The 17,186-nt window shown below is 36.8% G+C and carries 15 protein-coding genes; 4 read left to right on the top strand and 11 right to left on the bottom strand.

Features of this window, described 5'->3' with window-relative positions:
• Positions 1-4: 4 nt before the first annotated feature.
• Positions 5-1,804: a cation:proton antiporter gene (locus tag ACNHOZ_RS21220; RefSeq protein WP_048021684.1), complete on the top strand. Its 1,800-nt coding sequence runs from the start codon at positions 5-7 to the stop codon at positions 1,802-1,804.
• Positions 1,805-1,832: 28 nt separating this feature from the next.
• Here ACNHOZ_RS21220 and ACNHOZ_RS21215 read toward each other — a convergent pair whose 3' ends face one another.
• From ACNHOZ_RS21215 to ACNHOZ_RS21175, 9 genes are all read right to left on the bottom strand, one after another.
• Positions 1,833-3,209 (bottom strand): O-antigen ligase family protein, encoded by a 1,377-nt coding sequence (locus ACNHOZ_RS21215; protein ID WP_028411945.1) that lies wholly within the window; start codon positions 3,207-3,209, stop codon positions 1,833-1,835.
• Positions 3,210-3,234: 25 nt separating this feature from the next.
• On the bottom strand, positions 3,235-4,737 hold the full coding sequence (gene murJ / locus ACNHOZ_RS21210) for a murein biosynthesis integral membrane protein MurJ (RefSeq protein ID WP_013059875.1): 1,503 nt from the start codon (positions 4,735-4,737) through the stop codon (positions 3,235-3,237).
• Positions 4,738-4,767: 30 nt separating this feature from the next.
• Positions 4,768-5,100: an EamA family transporter gene (locus ACNHOZ_RS21205; protein WP_014457712.1), complete on the bottom strand. Its 333-nt coding sequence runs from the start codon at positions 5,098-5,100 to the stop codon at positions 4,768-4,770.
• A complete protein-coding gene (locus ACNHOZ_RS21200; protein WP_013059873.1) occupies positions 5,093-5,428 on the bottom strand; it encodes an EamA family transporter in 336 nt (111 codons plus the stop codon). Before ACNHOZ_RS21200 ends, ACNHOZ_RS21205 begins: the two co-directional genes overlap by 8 nt.
• A complete protein-coding gene (locus tag ACNHOZ_RS21195) occupies positions 5,428-7,146 on the bottom strand; it encodes a DUF6020 family protein (RefSeq protein ID WP_033580378.1) in 1,719 nt (572 codons plus the stop codon). Before ACNHOZ_RS21195 ends, ACNHOZ_RS21200 begins: the two co-directional genes overlap by 1 nt.
• A gap of 2 nt (positions 7,147-7,148) precedes the next feature.
• A complete protein-coding gene (locus tag ACNHOZ_RS21190) occupies positions 7,149-8,087 on the bottom strand; it encodes a glycosyltransferase family 2 protein (protein WP_013059871.1) in 939 nt (312 codons plus the stop codon).
• Complete coding sequence (locus ACNHOZ_RS21185) at positions 8,084-9,184, bottom strand: glycosyltransferase family 4 protein (protein ID WP_048021687.1); 1,101 nt, start codon at positions 9,182-9,184, stop codon at positions 8,084-8,086. The genes ACNHOZ_RS21190 and ACNHOZ_RS21185 overlap by 4 nt, the downstream gene beginning before the upstream one ends.
• Positions 9,185-9,474: 290 nt before the next feature.
• On the bottom strand, positions 9,475-10,260 hold the full coding sequence (locus ACNHOZ_RS21180) for an endonuclease/exonuclease/phosphatase family protein (protein ID WP_028411950.1): 786 nt from the start codon (positions 10,258-10,260) through the stop codon (positions 9,475-9,477).
• 4 nt (positions 10,261-10,264) lie between these two features.
• Positions 10,265-11,902 carry a PTS transporter subunit IIBC gene (locus ACNHOZ_RS21175; RefSeq protein WP_048021688.1) on the bottom strand — a complete coding sequence of 546 codons (1,638 nt, stop codon included), beginning with the start codon at positions 11,900-11,902 and terminating at the stop codon, positions 10,265-10,267.
• A 275-nt stretch (positions 11,903-12,177) separates the two neighbouring features.
• Between ACNHOZ_RS21175 and pgmB the strand changes: the two genes are divergently transcribed.
• The gene (pgmB, locus tag ACNHOZ_RS21170; protein WP_048021690.1) at positions 12,178-12,885 is read left to right on the top strand and encodes a beta-phosphoglucomutase; all 708 of its coding nucleotides are present in this window, start codon (positions 12,178-12,180) and stop codon (positions 12,883-12,885) included.
• An 88-nt stretch (positions 12,886-12,973) separates the two neighbouring features.
• Positions 12,974-13,843 carry a Cof-type HAD-IIB family hydrolase gene (locus ACNHOZ_RS21165; RefSeq protein ID WP_033580381.1) on the top strand — a complete coding sequence of 290 codons (870 nt, stop codon included), beginning with the start codon at positions 12,974-12,976 and terminating at the stop codon, positions 13,841-13,843.
• A 33-nt stretch (positions 13,844-13,876) separates the two neighbouring features.
• Here the strand turns inward: ACNHOZ_RS21165 and pdxK are convergent, their stop codons facing one another.
• The gene (gene pdxK / locus ACNHOZ_RS21160) at positions 13,877-14,701 is read right to left on the bottom strand and encodes a pyridoxine/pyridoxal/pyridoxamine kinase (protein WP_033580382.1); all 825 of its coding nucleotides are present in this window, start codon (positions 14,699-14,701) and stop codon (positions 13,877-13,879) included.
• A gap of 793 nt (positions 14,702-15,494) precedes the next feature.
• Between pdxK and ACNHOZ_RS21155 the strand changes: the two genes are divergently transcribed.
• Positions 15,495-15,881 carry a hypothetical protein gene (locus tag ACNHOZ_RS21155; RefSeq protein WP_224980621.1) on the top strand — a complete coding sequence of 129 codons (387 nt, stop codon included), beginning with the start codon at positions 15,495-15,497 and terminating at the stop codon, positions 15,879-15,881.
• 62 nt (positions 15,882-15,943) lie between these two features.
• On the opposite strand, the gene ald is transcribed toward ACNHOZ_RS21155, so the two are convergent.
• Positions 15,944-17,077 (bottom strand): alanine dehydrogenase, encoded by a 1,134-nt coding sequence (ald, locus tag ACNHOZ_RS21150; RefSeq protein ID WP_048021694.1) that lies wholly within the window; start codon positions 17,075-17,077, stop codon positions 15,944-15,946.
• Positions 17,078-17,186 lie beyond the last annotated feature (109 nt).

Raw genomic sequence — 17,186 nt, 5'->3', positions numbered from 1 at the left:
TACAATGGAACCTATGCTTGTACATATCACACTTGTAGTGGGACTAGGAGTTCTATCTCAGTGGCTGGCTTGGAGATTTAAGCTACCAGCAATTGTCGTGATGTCGATTATCGGACTGCTAACAGGCCCTATTTCAGGTTTAATTGATCCTAAAGCACAGTTTGCTCAGCTTTTTGATCCTTTTGTATCGATTGCTGTAGCTGTTATTTTATTTGAAGGCAGCTTGAACTTAGACATGAGAGAGGTAAGAGGAATCGAAAAGCCCGTGTTTCGCATTGTGACACTGGGAGCCATGCTAGCTTGGATGTTAGGCTCTTTAGCTGCTCATTATATAGCGGATTTATCCTGGGCGGTGGCAATTGTTATCGGAGGGCTTTTTATTGTGACGGGTCCAACCGTAATTTTACCTCTTTTACGACAAGCTAAATTAAAACCAAAACCAGCAGCGATTTTAAAATGGGAAGGTATTATTGTCGATCCATTTGGTGCACTGTTGGCCGTTTTTTCGTTTGAAATTGTTCAATTTTTAGTGCTGAGAGAAGTGAGTGGAAAAACAATTCTCTTTTTCTTCGTAGCCTCTATTATTGCCATTTTAATAGGATGGATTCTTGGCCGCGGAATAGGATGGATGTTTCAAAAGGGGCATATTCCAGAGTATTTAAAATCTCCGGTCGTATTTATTGTCGTTATTGCCTGCTTTACAGTAGCTGATGAAATTAAGCATGAAACAGGTCTTCTAGCAGTAACAGCGATGGGGATTACCCTTGCTAATATGCATATTTCGTCTATTAGTGATATGCGACACTTTAAAGAGAACATTTCGGTTCTATTAACTTCTACTATTTTTATCATGTTAACGGCTGGACTGACGATGAAGACCATTACTGAAATTTTTCATTGGAATATTATTTTGTTTGTTTTACTTATGCTGTTTATTGTCAGACCTGTCTCCATCTTTTTATCAACGGTAGGCACAGATTTATCTATAAAAGAAAAAATACTGATTGGCTGGATTGCCCCGCGCGGAATTGTGGCGTTAACGGTCTCGAGCTACTTTGCGAAAGTACTAATTGATGAAGGATTTAAAGATGCTTCCATCCTAACAACGCTGACATTTGCTTTAGTGTTTGCTACGGTTTGTGCACACGGTTTTTCTCTTTCATGGCTAGCTAAGAAGCTTGATTTATCAATTGGAGAAGAACCTGGTATTTTGCTTGTAGGAAGCAATGATTTTACGGTTGCCTTTGCAACGAAGTTAAAACAGCTAGGCTATCCAGTATTAGTTGCTGATTCTTCGTGGGAGCGGTTAAGAGTTGCGCGCAGAGCGGAGGTAAATGTTTATCACGGAGAAGTACTAGCTGAGCAAACAGAATATCATCTAGACTTAACTCCTTATGAATATGTGATTGCTGCAACTGAGTTAGATGCATATAATGCGCTTGTTTGTACTGCCTTTCTTCAAGATATGGGACGGAACAATGTTTTTCAATTGAGCATTCGTGACCAAGAAGATTCAAGAGAAGATGTTGATGAAATTATGCATACAGTAAGAGGACGTATGCTCTTTAAGAAAGGCATTACGTGGGAGTTTCTGCATCATAAAATGGAGCATGGATATACGATTTACAATACAAAAATCACGGATGAATATACGTACGAAACATATCTTGAGGAGAAAAGCGATGATTCTCTTTTACTAGCAGTGAGTACGCAAGGAAAGGCATTGAGTTTTTTTGCTCATGATCAAGAAATAAACGTCAATGCGGGCGATACGGTGTTAAGCCTTCAGCCATTAAAAAGATAAAAAAACAGGCCGTTAATGGCCTGTTTTTTTATGCTTGTCTTTGTTTAAAATGAATGACGAACAGATAAGCAGCAGCTGCTGCAAAATAGATGGTAACGGCTGGTGCTGTAAAGACATGCCCAGCTACAAAAGCAATTCCAAGAGCTAATACAATTGCTGTACTATACATCATAAAGCTTTCATCAAGAAGCTGTGATGGCTCTTTAAATAATCGAACCAATACGGTTAAACCAACTACTAGAAGTGGAAGAACCCATAGTAAAAATCCAATGATACCTAAAGAGAAAAACAAATCATAAAAATCCATTTCAATCATCTTTGGCGGAAGCTGTTTTGTATAGTCACCAGAAAAGCCCATACCTATCATTTTTCGTGCAATAGGTGCTTTTGCATACTCTTCCTTATGATGAGCTAAGAATTGCTCACGGCTGCTTAGAATCAGATTTTGAATATCTTTATCATCTAAATTTGATTCCTTTTGTTTTTTCTTTTTAGCCGGCTTTTCTTTTTCTTTCTTTTCCGGCTTTTCTTGCTTTGTTTTCTCTTTTTTAGCCTCTAACATATCGATGTGCGTATATGTGTTTTTATAAGCTGGAGAAATCGGAGTAGTTGCTCCGGTTACAATTAAAAGCAGAATTGAGATTACTAAGTTGGCTTTAATTAAGCTGCGTTTATTCGTAAATAATTTAGCAAATAAGACAACTGTTGCTACAACTAAAGAAAGAATAACGGCACCTAAGCCTACTTTCGTTCCAAGCATGATGGACGAAACGGCTAACAAGATAAAGGGAATCCAGTAATAAGCTTTTGAAAACGAACGTACTTTATCTAAAGCTAAAAGCAGTGTGAGAGGAAGCAAAATAGCAATGGTTGCGCCTAGCTCATTCGCTGCATAAAACCAGCCTTTAAACCCAATTTTATTATACTGATAACTCTCTAGTGCTGTACCCGTTAGCATTGTACCGATAAAAACAATACTGATGATGAGTGAAGCAGTTAATAAGTTTTTGCTCAGTATTCTTTTTACATCCACAGATGATCGATAATGTGAAAACATCACAATCATTCCAAGCAGCGTAACGTTCATATAAACAACTTTATTGAAAAATTTAATTTCTTGCCCAATATAATAAGGATCTTTCCATTGATGATTTAAGTAGATGTTGAGTCCAAGAAAGAGTGCAAAAACAATAAGGTAGATAATCGAATATCTAGCCCATTTTGATTGTTTGGCAAACACTAAAAGTAGGACACCTGCAAAAATCATATATAGAAAGCGAATAACAACCCCAATTGAGAGACCACTATCCATGTTCAAAACCATGTACGTCGTTAGCATATCAATAATCGGCTGAATTGAAATAAAACCAACGAACAGAAAAAATAACCAGTATGTGTTCTTCATATAGTACTCTCCTGTTTTACGTGAATTAACGTTTTCTTTTAACTAAAAGCATAACACCTTCTACTCTGCATAATAGCGTCGACATTAAGTATACTAAACCACCTGCAATACAGACAATACCAAATCGTAAGATAACATGTAATGAATTCAAAAATGCGATGTCCTTTAAGAAGAACATGACGATCGCAACAGGTACGGAAGCTAAAAGAATTTTTCCTGTTTCTTTCACTAGATATCCGTAATGGAAGTGATTGATTTGTTTTGCCAGCATAACGAATACGATAGCCGTATAGAAAAAGGCAACTACTGACATGGAAAGTGCTAATCCTTGGTATCCCATAAATTTAGTGAAAATCATGTTAAAGATGATATTTAACACAATGGATAATAAGCCTGCTCTCATAATAAGATAACCTTTTTGAAGAGAATAAAATCCTTTTGCAAGAACAGCTTGCAGGGAATAGAAAAACACCGAACCTAGGTAATAATAAGATACATCTGTTGTTTTTAACGTCGAATGTGCGTCAAATGCACCGCGCTGGTAAGCAATCATTACAATGTCTTTCATATAAAAGATCATGATAACAATCGTCGGAATCAGCAGCATCAGCATAAACGTAATCCCTTTTTCAATTCCTGATTTAAAGCGCTCTTCATCTTTTTCAGAAATGGCTCTTGCAATCAGCGGATAAATAATGGTTGCGACCGTAACCCCGAATATTGCCTGGGGAATACTTACAAGTCTGAAAGCATAATTCAAGTATGAAATAACGCCTTCACCAAAGGAACCGGCAAAGAAGAAGTTGACAGTTAAATTAATTTGACCGACCATAATGGTTACACCAACAGGGATGAATACTTTATAAAAAGCCACCACTTCATCACGGTCAATTTTTTGCTTCCATAACAGCAGATGCTGCGGTTTAAAATAGACAACTTTAATTAAGAAAGAAGCAATAGTTCCTATAAAATAGCCAAGAGCAATTGCATAGCCGCCCATAATTGAATGTAATAGGATTGTACTTAAAATTGTAAATAATACAACAACTGTTTGAGAAAACACAGAGAAAGAATATTGACTTCGTGCATCAAATACACCTTCGTATACGGCATTCACTCCAACTAGTGAAAGAGATAAGAAGTACATAACGCCCGTATAAATTCCTAGTTCAATTGCTGCTTTAGAAAAATTAGAATACGAAGCGGGAAAGTAAAAGAAAGCCGCAATTGATCCGAGAACCGAAATAATGAAACAAATAAGAAAGGTTGATTTAACAATATTAGTCAAATGAACCTTTCCTTTATTTTCTTTTTCATAACGTAAATAACTAGGAATAAACGCATCCTTCATCCCCGTTAACATAAATAAAATAAAAGCATTTGGAATAATCATTGCTGCGTTGTATGAATCGACAATATAACTTGTACCGAAATAGTTAGCAATAACTAAATCACGAATCATACTAGAAAATTTCAAAAATAATGTTGATATGAGCAGTAAAATGCTCGCGAATTTTAAGTTTTTCATGCGAAACTCCTACCTTTTCAAGTTATCTCATCAACTATTAGCAATAAAGAAGCATCCAACAATTAGAAGAATACAGCCGATAACTTGTTTTGTTGTAACTTTTTCTTTAATTAAAAAGTAACCGAATGTTAATGTCCAAATATACGTAATAGACGTGAGCGGAAATACAATAGAATAAGGTAACAGCGTTAAAACATACACATTAAGCAGAGCTGCCGCCCCGTAAAAAAGGCCGCCACCCACAAAACAAATAAGCGCTAGCTTTATCTTTTTTTCATTTAAATACGTAGAAATATACTTGAAAAAGACAGCGCCAACTGAACCTAAAAGAGTCATAATAATTAAAAGTGGGATACTATTCATCTTGGCCACCTACTAAAATTACACCTACGATAATAATAAGAGTACCGACCAGCTTCATAGGGCTAATGGTTTCATTTAATAGAAAGAAACCAAGAGCGATGCTGATGACATATCCTAGGCTTAAAAATGGATGAAGCAAGGAAACTCTTTCAAATTTAAAAGCGGCAATCATAAACACCGCTCCTAATCCATAAAGGAAAAAACCAATAATTAAATTTAAGTTAAATGAAGCTTCGGACAACTTCCAAAAAAGTTGTCCAACAGCTGTAAACAGGGAAGCCACGATAATGAGTGTGATTCCTAGCTTTTTGTTATAATTGCTCTCCATCAGGAGGTCACATCCTTTTCTTTCTGATCAAATCGGATAAAAGGAAGACCAATAAAGAAGAAAGACACAAATACGCTTGCTAATAAATATCGAAAATCTTGAGCCGGCAGTGCCGCAAGAACAGAAAGCGTGTTAAGTGCCCAAGGAATGACAATAATAAGGGACGTAATTCCTCTTCGAATCACTAGCATTAATGAAAATAATAAAATGACACAGTGATAAAAAGCTGGTTTCCATAAGAATGTAAAAACAGGGTGCTTAAAAATAGCTAAGTAAGCATTGGCAGTATGTGTAATAAACGGCTCGATTACTTTATTTTTAAGACCTAAATCATTGCCGTAATAAATGTTGGTTACGTACGTATCCGTGTAGCCATCTTTAAAAGGATTGATTTGCCATACTAAAGCTGTTTGTTTGAGAAAGCCTTCCGTTGCTAGATAAGGATTTTTGATGACAATGCTAGCATAGTTCTTAAAGTAAAGGCCTAAATCATTAAAAATAAACTCGCGGTCGTAGTATTTCCACGTGAATTTAATTGGATCGCTTTTGTATGGATTATACTTTTCTTTCCACAATTCAATAGGGAGCACTTTATTAAAATATTCGCGCTCTTCTTTTGACATCTCTCCATCATTTGAAATGATGTTTGCAATTTGTTGAGTTGGAATAGACAAAGCTTCATTTGGATCTGAAGGTTTTACATCAAGCCACGTGAACACAGGGCCTGTAACAATCTTTTGTAAAATAAAGACGACTAAGAAAATCGTGACAAGAGGTTTCCAATTTTTTCTGAATAAGACAATCATTAAAAGGAAAGTCAAAACAAATACAGGAAAACCATTATGTCTAAAGAAAGCTACTCCAAATGCGGAAAGTAAAAGTAAGAAAAAGCTCGCTTTACTTTTAACCCAAGCGCCTTTTGACAGATAAATTTTTGCAATGTTAACCGTAAAAAACAGCAGAAAAGCACTGTATAAAATGTCTTTCCAAATAATAATTGAAAAGATTAAAAAGCTTGGAATAATGACAATAATAGCTGTTAAAAGTCCAATCATAACAGGATGTGCTTTGCGTTTAATGAAAAAGTCAAATGTATAGGCGTATATGCTCACTACAACAACAATTTGCGTGAACGCTACAATTCCTGGGTTATCCCATATTTTTGTCAGCAGCATAATAAGCCAAGTAATCATAATAGGGTGCCAATCGTTAAATTCTCCGTTATGTGCCTGTCTCCACTGTGCTAATGAATCAGGAGTCATGGCCGCTGGGAAAAAGGCGAACCAGTAATATAGACTAACAGTTAAAATAAGAATCGTAACAATTCCTAGATAACGCTTTGGGTGTGCAAATGTATAGTGAAAATCGTTTATCTGTTTGATAGCGCTGAGTACAGCGGCCGTCAGCAGCATTGCCAATAAAGTACGGCTGATGGCATACAAAACGAGTGAAAAAATAGTTGAGCTCGTCATATGTAAGTTATCTAAAAGTGAAAACTGTACGATAAACGAAAAAACAATCAGCAATAGCCATTCTAGCGGTTTAAATGAAGCATAAGCTCTATTTTTATAAATAAAAATAGAGCTTATGATGGTAAATACAAGTGCAGCAAAAAGGGAAAGATAGTGAACACCGTCTGGATTACCAATACTTAAACCGATAAGAATAATTAAAGCTGTTACTGTAAGCAGTAAAATACTTTTTTTATTCTTCATCATTGTTATTCTCCTACTTGTTCAATCTGTTCAATTTTTTTATTTAGTTCTAATTCATATTGCTTGCGATTCAATGAAGCGATTGTATCTAGAATTAATCCACAGACGAAAGATAAAACACCTAACACCATCAATCCAGTTGCTAAGATAGATGAAGGTACTTTGGTAATAAAGCCTGTATCAAAAAATTCATAAAGTACCGGAGCACCAACAGCTAATCCTGCGACAATAAACAACACTGTCCAAATGGAGAAGAACTGAAGCGGCTTGTACTCTTTAAATAACGTAAAAATCATTCGTAACACTTTAAATCCATCAGAGAACGTATTAAGTTTCGATTCGCTGCCTTCAGGTCGATCGCGATAATCGATCGCGATTTCTTTTAGGCGGAATCGTTTATCTAACGCGTGAAGACTCATTTCTGTTTCAATCTCAAATCCTGGGCTCATCACAGGAATTGATTTTACAAATAATTTATCGTACGCACGATAACCTGTCATGATATCTTTAATGTTACTTTTGTACAGGCCGTTAATTAAAGAACGTACTAAGTTGTTACCAAAATTATGGAAAGCACGTTTGTTTTCTTCGAGATACGTTCCGTTTGATAAACGATCTCCAATGACCATGTTAGCTTCTCGATTTCTAATAGGCTCAATTAATTGATGAACAAATTCTGCAGGATACGTATCATCCCCATCTACCATGACATAACAATCTGCATCAATTTCTTGAAACATTGAACGTACAACGTTTCCTTTTCCTTGCTTAAATTCTTTTTTGACGATTGCGCCGTGTTCAAGTGCAATTTCACTTGTACGATCTTTTGAATTGTTGTCGTATACATAAATATCTGCACTAGGCAGTTCGCGTTTGAAATCGTCAATTACTTTTCCAATTGTTACTTCCTCGTTATAACAAGGAATTAAAACTGCGACTTTCATTTTTCCACCTCATCAAAAAAAATTGTTGGGAGTTGTTCAGCAATTACATCTACTGTGTAGCGGTTTGCTGTTTGTAACGCCTGTTGAGACATTTGCTGTTTCACATCTTCAGGAAGATTAATAAAAGCCTGTAGCTGTGAAGCTAGTTCATCTACATTTTTAGGCTCAAAGAATAGACCATTCTTTCCGTCTATAATGTAATCTTTTAGACCACCAATCTGACTCCCAATCACGGGTGCTCCGCAAGCCATAGCTTCGAGGCCGACTAAGCCCAAACTTTCTCCTTTTCTTACGGTCGGAAACACGAATGCTTCAATCGCATTATATACGTAAGCAAGAGACGACTGAGGAAGCAGAGGAAAATGGATGACTTTTCCCTCTAGGCCCAGAGTCTTGATCAATTCCTTAAATGCAGCTTCGTCTTTTCCGCTTCCAACGTATAAGTATTTGTAAGAAGTGGGCGTTTGTTGTTCAGCTTTTGCAATTGCTTGAAGGTAGTATTCCCATCCTTTACCCACATCAATGCGGCTTACACATCCAATATAAAGGATAGTAGGGTCCAAGTTTAGTTCTTGATAAGCTTTGCTTTTATCTGCATAAGGATGAAACAGATCTTTATTCACTCCTCCGCTTGGAAAAATATAGATTGGATTATGAACCTTATATTTCTCTTCAACGAGCCCTTTATAGTAGGGAGAAGGAGTAATAATTTTAGTGGAATGGTGCAATAAGTCATTTACTCTAGGCTGATATTTTTCCTGTGAAGCTACTTCAGGTACAACATCTGAACCATGCACGTTTGTCACAATCTTCACATTCTTCTTTAGCTTTTTGAGAATCAGCAGCGGAAGAGCATTATGAGATGCATAATGTACGTAAAGATAGTCGTAATTTTTTGTTAAGCCCGTCACAATGACATTAGCATAATGAGAAGCATAGCTAAAAAGCTTGCTTAATTTGCTTGTCTTTTTTTGCATGACAATTTTATCAACTTGAATACCATGTTGAACTAAAATTTTTTCAGTGTTTTGAACAAATACACCATAGCTCGGGAATTGTTCAGAAGGATACATATTTGAAATCAACAAAATTTTCATGATTGTTTCACACCTATTTTTCTTTATTAGTTTATGATAATGACAACGGGTGTTCATTTAAATAGAGCTTACATGTATCATCTTACTATTAAGTTGAGCGATTTCATTGATAAACATGCAAAAATGGGTTGCATATCGTCAACATCACAATATTATAGCACACCTACTTTTTAAAATGCGAAAGTTTATCGGACACTTCTAAAACGATAGATAAAGCAGTAAAGAAGATGATTTTTACATAATCATAATCACAAGAAAAAAGCGAACGCTATTCGTTCGCTTTATGTCACTTATTTCACTTCAACGCTTACCCCAAAATGGTCAGAAACAACGGGATAATGTATGCCGTTAAAAACTACAGTCGATGATTGAATATCCTGCGCATGACTCGATAGAATGAGATCAAGGCGCAGCGCCCGTTCATTATCATCCCATCCAGCAATGTTCCCTTGAACTGTAATACCGCTATCTTTTTTGTTCGATAGAGTATACGTATCATAGAGGCCTTGGCTCAACAGGTAGTCGTAACCTTCATGTCGTCTATGAGCGTCATTATTAAAGTCTCCAAGTAAGAAAAATGGGTTATCTTTGTGTACATGAGCTAGCAGCGTATCAACTTGCTGCTTGAATGGCTCTTCCTCGTCATCCCACCAGCCAAGATGACAAGAATAAAAAGTAAGGAGTTCTTTTTCATATTCGATTGTTGCTCCAACAATTCTTCTCGTTTTCCAATAGTCAATATTTGACGTTTGTGAAACAAAAAATGAATGCTCTTCAATAATCGGGTGTTTCGTTAAAATGGCAATTCCTTCTTCATACACTTCATAGCCTATATGAGATAAATCCCATACCAATTGATAGTCTTCACCTTGCTTACCCAGTTCTTTTGCTAAAAGCCAAGCGTAATTATCGCTGCGAATGTAGTCATATACATAAGGCGCGTCTATTTTTTGGCTTACTTCCTGTAAAGCAATGACATCATATTTTTCTTTTTTAATTACTTCAGCTAGACAAGATAACTTGTCTAGCTGATTTTCCTCTTGCCAAGAGTGGCAATTTAACGTTAATAGCTTCATTATATTAAGCTCCTAACAAATCTTGAATGTCGGATTTTAAAACATCCGCTTTAGGTCCATAAATAGCTTGTACCCCTTTATCTTTCAAGATTAAACCAAGGGCTCCGTTTTGTTTCCATTCACTTTCTCCTGCAACGGCATGTATATCTTTTACCGTTACACGTAAGCGAGTCATACAAGCATCCACGTCTTCAATATTGTTTTCTCCGCCAAGCAGTCTAATAATGACTGGGGCAAGCGAATCATTTTTCACCTGCTTGCTGCTTGTTGCAGTTGTTTCTTCATCGATATAGTTTCCGTTACGTCCCGGTGTTGGGAAGTTAAAACGTTTAATTAAGAAGTTTGCCACTCCAAAATTTAAGCCAAAAAATACAAGGCAGGCGATGACAAAGTTCATTAAGTCAGCCCATAGTCCGGCTTTGATAATCATTGGTGTACGTGTTAATAGTTCAATTACGCCAAATGAGTGTACGCGAACATGAACAATATCAACAATGGCAAAAGCCAGTCCTGTCATAATGGCGTATACGACGTATAGAAGAGGCGCCGCGAACATGAACATAAATTCAATCGGCTCTGTTACGCCTGTTAAGAAAACAGCTAGTCCAGCTGAAAAGAACATTGAACGATATTTCGAACGTTTGTCAGGATCTACGTTGCGATACATTGCTAAAGCAATTCCAATTAATGACGCACAAGATAAAATCATCTGTCCTACTTTAAATCGTGCAGGTGTAACGTCATGTAAGAGCTGCTTGTAGCTGTCCATATCTCCTGCAGCACGGAAGTTATTTAAGTCTGCAATCCAAGCAAGCCACAAAGGATCTTGACCGGCAACAGTGGAACCTGCTCCAGAACCCGTTAAAATTTTGTACGTACCGCCTAGCTCCGTATAGTTCATAGGAACTGTCAGCATATGATGAAGACCAAACGGAAGAAGGAGACGCTCTAATGCTCCGAAAATAAATGGTGCCAGAATAGGAGCTGTATCTCTAGATGTTGCAATCCACTGTCCGAAGCTGTTTAGCGAACCTTGGATGAACGGCCACACAATGGATAAAAGCAGTGCCGTTACAACTGAACCACCGATGACTACAAACGGTACGAAGCGCTTGCCGTTAAAAAACGAAAGGGCTTCAGGCAATTTATCATAATTGTAATATTTGTTGAATAAATTTGCGCCTAAGAAACCAGCGATAATTCCTACGAATACTCCCATGTTAAGAGCGGGAGATCCTAAAATAGATGTGAAGTAGTCTTTTACAACTAATTCTTGTCCAAACAGTGATTGAACCGTTGCTTTTGAATCTGAGAGCATTTCTGCTTTAACTCCAAAAATGGCTCCTGTAATTCGATTAATAAGAATGAATGCAATGAGTGCAGCAAATGCACCGCCAGCACGTTCCTTTGCCCAAGATCCCCCGATGGCAACTGCGAACAAGATGTGAAGATTTGTAATGATACCCCATCCTATATCTTCCATCACTCGTGCAATTGTTTGTACAGCAGTGATGTCTCCCCCAGTCATTGCAACTAGTTTTCCAAGTGAAATCATAATACCAGCTGCGGGCATAACCGCTACTACTACTAATAAAGCCTTACCAAACTTCTGCCAAAAATCAAATGAAAAGAACTTCTTCATAGTTTTTCCCCTTCCCCTATGTATGGGTTTTCATTTTATTTTTTGATAAACTATATTTTTAAGACAGTGCAACCGTTTGCATAAACCTATTGTAATAAAAGGGCTTTCATAATGCAATACTGTAATTTCTCTTTTTTTGAAAAATTTATTCATAAATTATAAATGATGAAAAAATTTTTATGATAAAGTGAACAATATCAACGGTATTTTAACATGGTGGGATGTAATAAAAGCATTTAAGTAATGGCATAAAGATAGGTACAGAGGAGGATAATATGAAAAAAGAAGAGCTACAAGCGATTATTTTTGATTTAGACGGTGTTATTGCAGATACAATACATTTATATTATAGAGCAAATAAAAAAGTAGCAGATCAACTTAACGTTTCGTTTTCTGAAGAACTAAATCAACGGCTGCAGGGAATCAGCCGGATGAGAACTGTAGAGCTCATTGCTGCGCAAGGCAATGTACACCTGACAGTGGAACAAAAAGAAGAGCTTGCTTATGAAAAGAATAAGCATTATCAGGCTTTAATAAGAGAAATGACAGAAGATCATTTACTTCCAGGCATTAAAATGTTGTTAGAAGATTGTAAAAAACAAGGCATTAAAATGGGAATTGCTTCTTCTAGTTCGAATGCAAATACTGTAATAGATGCGCTAGGAATACGCTCTTTTTTTGATTGTATTGTGGATGTGAGGAAAATCAAGAAGGGAAAACCAGATCCAGAAATATTTTTGACAGCTGCCGATCAATTAAAAGTAAAACCCGATGCATGTGTGGCAATAGAAGATGGAGAGGCAGGTATAAAAGCTATTAATCAAACAGATATGGTTTCAATCGGCGTTGGTAAGCATCTGAGGGAAGAGGATGTGAATTTTCGCGTATATTCAACAGCTGATTTGCATGTAAAGACGATCAAAGAGGTTTTCGAAAAAGCAAGAAAAGGAACAGATTATAACAGCGCGTATACAAAAAATTAGTAAATCTTTTACATGCAAGTAGCAAAGCGCTAAAAAACATATGCTAGAATAAAATAAGAGAGCAAAGATACATAGGAAGGGGTACATCATGATTAAATGTATTGCGATCGATATGGATGGAACGCTAGTAAATAGTGAACAAGTTGTAAGTAAAGAAAATGCCCAAGCGATTAAGACAGCTCAAAAGGCAGGGGTGGAAGTTGTTGTTGCTACGGGACGTTCTTATGAAGAAGCGCGTTATGTTTTAGAAGAAGCAGGACTTCATACATATTTAATTTGTGCAAACGGAGCAGAGCTTCGCAATCCACAAGGGGAAAAACAATATTCAGTAGGCATGACGATGGAAGCTATTCGTGAAGTAGAAGATATTTTTAAGAAGTTTCAGCTGTACTTTGAAGTCTATACAAGTGAAGGTACGTATTCAAATGACTATGAAAAAGCTTTGTCCGTATTAATGGATATTTATTTAAGTGCTAGCTTAAAAGATAATTATGAAAAATCGTTAGAAGCGGCAAAAGAGCGTTTCAATAGCGGCAGAGTAAAGCTTATTGAAGAGTATGAAGCGCTGTTTCAAGATCCAAACAAAGACATTTATAAGCTGCTTGCTTTCTCTTTTGATGAAGAAAAGTTAGAGCAGGCAAAAGTAGAACTTGTGAAGTTAGATTCTATTGCAGTCAGTGCATCTGGTAAAGAAAATATTGAAATAAATGATGAAAATGCTCAAAAAGGAATTGCGGTTACATCATTTGTTCAAGAACGCCATATTTCTTTAGAAGAAACGATGGCTATTGGAGACAATTATAACGACGTATCGATGTTTCAGCGAGTTGGACGTGCCGTAGCGATGGGAAATGCCCCTCAAGAAATTAAAGAGTTTGCCCATATCGTAACAGGAACAAATGACGAGCACGGCGTAGCTCAAGCTATCTTAAATGCGCTTGAAACAGTCAAACAATAAGCAAAATAGAAAAGCATGCCTTTAGGCATGCTTTTAGTTTGTTACTTTTTCTTTGTTACGACGGTATGCACCGTGATTTGTTGGTCCGACATATTGATTTAAAGCAAATGAATGGCGAATTGCTTCTGTAATAAACTCTTTTGCTGTATAAATAGCTTGTTTGACGTCACTGCCTTTTGCCAATTCAGCAGCAATCGCAGCTGAGTATGTGCATCCAGCACCATGTGTAAATGTCGTTTCAATACGTTCAGACTCTAAGATCTCAAATGTCTTTCCATCATAAAGCAAATCGATTGCTTTTTCGTGTGCTAATTTACTTCCACCTTTAATCAATACATATTTGGCACCAAGTTCAGAAATTTTCACGGCTGCTTCTTTCATTTGATCAACCGTTTTGATAGGGCCAAGTCCGCTTAATTGACTAGCTTCAAATAAGTTAGGCGTTACGACTGTTGCTTTTGGAACTAGTACATCACGCAAGCTGACAGTTGTTTCCGGATGAAGCGCTTCGTCTTCTCCTTTACATACCATCACAGGATCTACTACAACATTTTTTAAATCGTATTCTTCAATTGTTTTTGCCGCTAGTTCAATAATTTCCACTGAGCCAAGCATACCCGTTTTTAGAGCTTGTACGCCTACGCCTTTTACAATTGTTTTCAGCTGCTGTTCAACAGTGGAAGGTTGTTGTGGAAATACGTTATGAGACCAGCTGTTATCGGGATCCATTGTTACAATTGTTGTTAAAGCTGTCATTCCGTAAACACCAAGTTCTTGGAATGTTTTTAAATCCGCTTGAATGCCAGCTCCGCCGCTGCTATCAGAACCAGCAATGGTTAATGCTTTATTCATTGTCATAAAAAATCCTCCCGTATTTTAAGTTCATAGAGAAAATAGAGTAAAATTTCTACCGGGCGGCTTTTAGTTGCCCAATGTGTTTTAGATAAATTTCTTCCATTCACTTTTTCTTCTATTTTATCGCTTTTAATGTAGATATTCAATTTCTAAAAACTGTATGAATCCTACGTGTAATTTAGAATTATCATGACTGACTGTGAAGCATGAGTTAAATGAACGTTAGCGAATGAGATATAAGGTGGTTTGAACATTTACTTTACATAAACTTAAGAGTAACCACCTTCACAAGTAATCGCATGCTAAAAAACCTCTTATTAAAAGGCTTTTTACCTTATTGTACAAGCACTCTTTTTCTTAATGAATAAAATGAATAGAAACTTAAGAAAGGGTGATTCACATAAAAAAACATTATAATCATGACAGTTATAAAGATGCCCCGGATTCTTCTAATCAATCACAACTTCAAAAGAGAAATCACAAAGACTGTTATATAAAATCGAATTTAATGAGCGATAACTTCAAAACTGTTAAGACAGGTACTTTAAATGTTTGTATAATCGTATTACCAGGAGCTAAAGTTGATCGAAACTCTAAAGATAATCCGTCTACAGTTCCCAACCGTGTAAAAAGAGACATAGCGGCTGCTAATAGGATATGGAAACAATATGAGAAAAACCAATTAATCCAGGGGGTTACATTTACTATTACACGTTCATTTGTTTTTTTGGAAAACATCAGTGGCATTGTAAGTAATGCGGAAAATTTTCCAATTAGAGGAGCTAGTCATCTTACAATGGTACAAGCAATGCTTGAAACTGGCCGAAAAGTTTGTCAAGACGCTGATGTATACGTATTTTATATGAATGGAAATAGATTTGGGCCTGTTAATTTTGACTATTCATCGACTCTTGCTGTAACTTATAACTCTTTTCCACTTGTGATTATGACAAATGCAAGTACAGATGAGTATCTTCTTGCACATGAATTAGGTCACTTTATGTTTATTACGAATCGGTTTAACGAGACAGATGATCCTGAACCATTTCATGAATTAGATGGTAATCATAATAGAACGCCTAGCAACCTTATGTTTCCTACTCCTGAATTCTGGCCAATGGTACCGGAGATTACCGGTGAACAGATACACAAAGCTTTAAATAGTCGTGTTTTTTACAGCTAATTGCTGTTTATTCAAAATAAAAACGCCCTTAACAGAGGGTTAAGGACGTTTTTTACTATCTATTAAATAGAAGCTAATTCTTTTTCAAGAGCTACGTCTACTGATACATAATCATAACCTAAATCATGTGCAACTGCTTCGTACGTAATAGCTCCGTTTGCAACGTTCACTCCTAATTTTAACGCTTCGTTTTGAGCGATTGCTTTGTGAACACCTTTAGAAGCAATTTGAAGTGCGTAAGGTACCGTTACATTTGTTAAAGCAATCGTTGATGTGCGTGGAACTGCTCCTGGCATGTTCGCAACTGCATAGTGTACAACACCGTGCTTTTCATAAGTAGGCTGATCGTGTGTTGTAATGTGGTCAATTGTTTCAACGATACCACCTTGGTCGATTGCTACGTCAACAATAACAGAACCTGGCTTCATGGTTTTCACCATTTCTTCTGTTACGAGTTTTGGAGCTTTTGCACCTGGGATTAATACTGCACCAATCACTAAATCTGACTCTGCTACTGCATCCGCAATGTTATAAGGATTTGACACTAGCGTATTGATTTGGTTGCCAAAGATATCGTCTAATTGACGTAGGCGTTCAGGACTTAAATCAATAATCGTTACATCAGCACCGAGGCCGATTGCGATTTTTGCAGCATTTGTACCAACACCGCCGCCTCCAATAATCGTTACTTTTCCGCGGCTAACTCCAGGAACACCCGCTAATAAAATTCCTTTTCCGCCGTTTGATTTTTGAAGGAATTGTGCACCAATTTGAGCAGCCATACGTCCTGCTACTTCGCTCATAGGTGTTAATAGAGGCAATGTACGATTGACTGCCACTGTTTCATAAGCAATAGCCGTTACACCGCTATCTTTTAATGCTTTTGCCAGTGCTGGTTCAGCTGCTAAGTGAAGGTAAGTGAATAAGATAAGACCTGGTCTAAAATAGTCGTATTCACTTGCTAATGGTTCTTTTACTTTCATGACCATTTCAGCTTGTGCCCACACGTCAGCTGCTGTCTCAACAATTTCAGCTCCGGCTTTTACATAATCTTCGTTTGTGAAGTTACTTCCAATACCCGCTTCATTTTCAATTAATACACGATGACCTGTACCAACAAATGATGCTACGCCTGCTGGTGTAATCGCTACTCGGTTTTCGTTGTTTTTGATTTCTTTTGGTACGCCAATAATCATGATTAATTTCCCCCTTGGTCGTTTGTGTATCTTTAGTATAAAGAAAGTTTTGTGAAATTTCTTTGTCTAGAAAGAAGAATTGAAGAAGCGGTTTTTGTTTAAACACACA

The sequence above is a fragment of the Priestia sp. D51 genome (assembly GCF_053345675.1).
The sequence above is the reverse complement of the archived record's forward strand: the minus strand, read 5'-3'. Positions and strand labels throughout refer to the sequence as shown.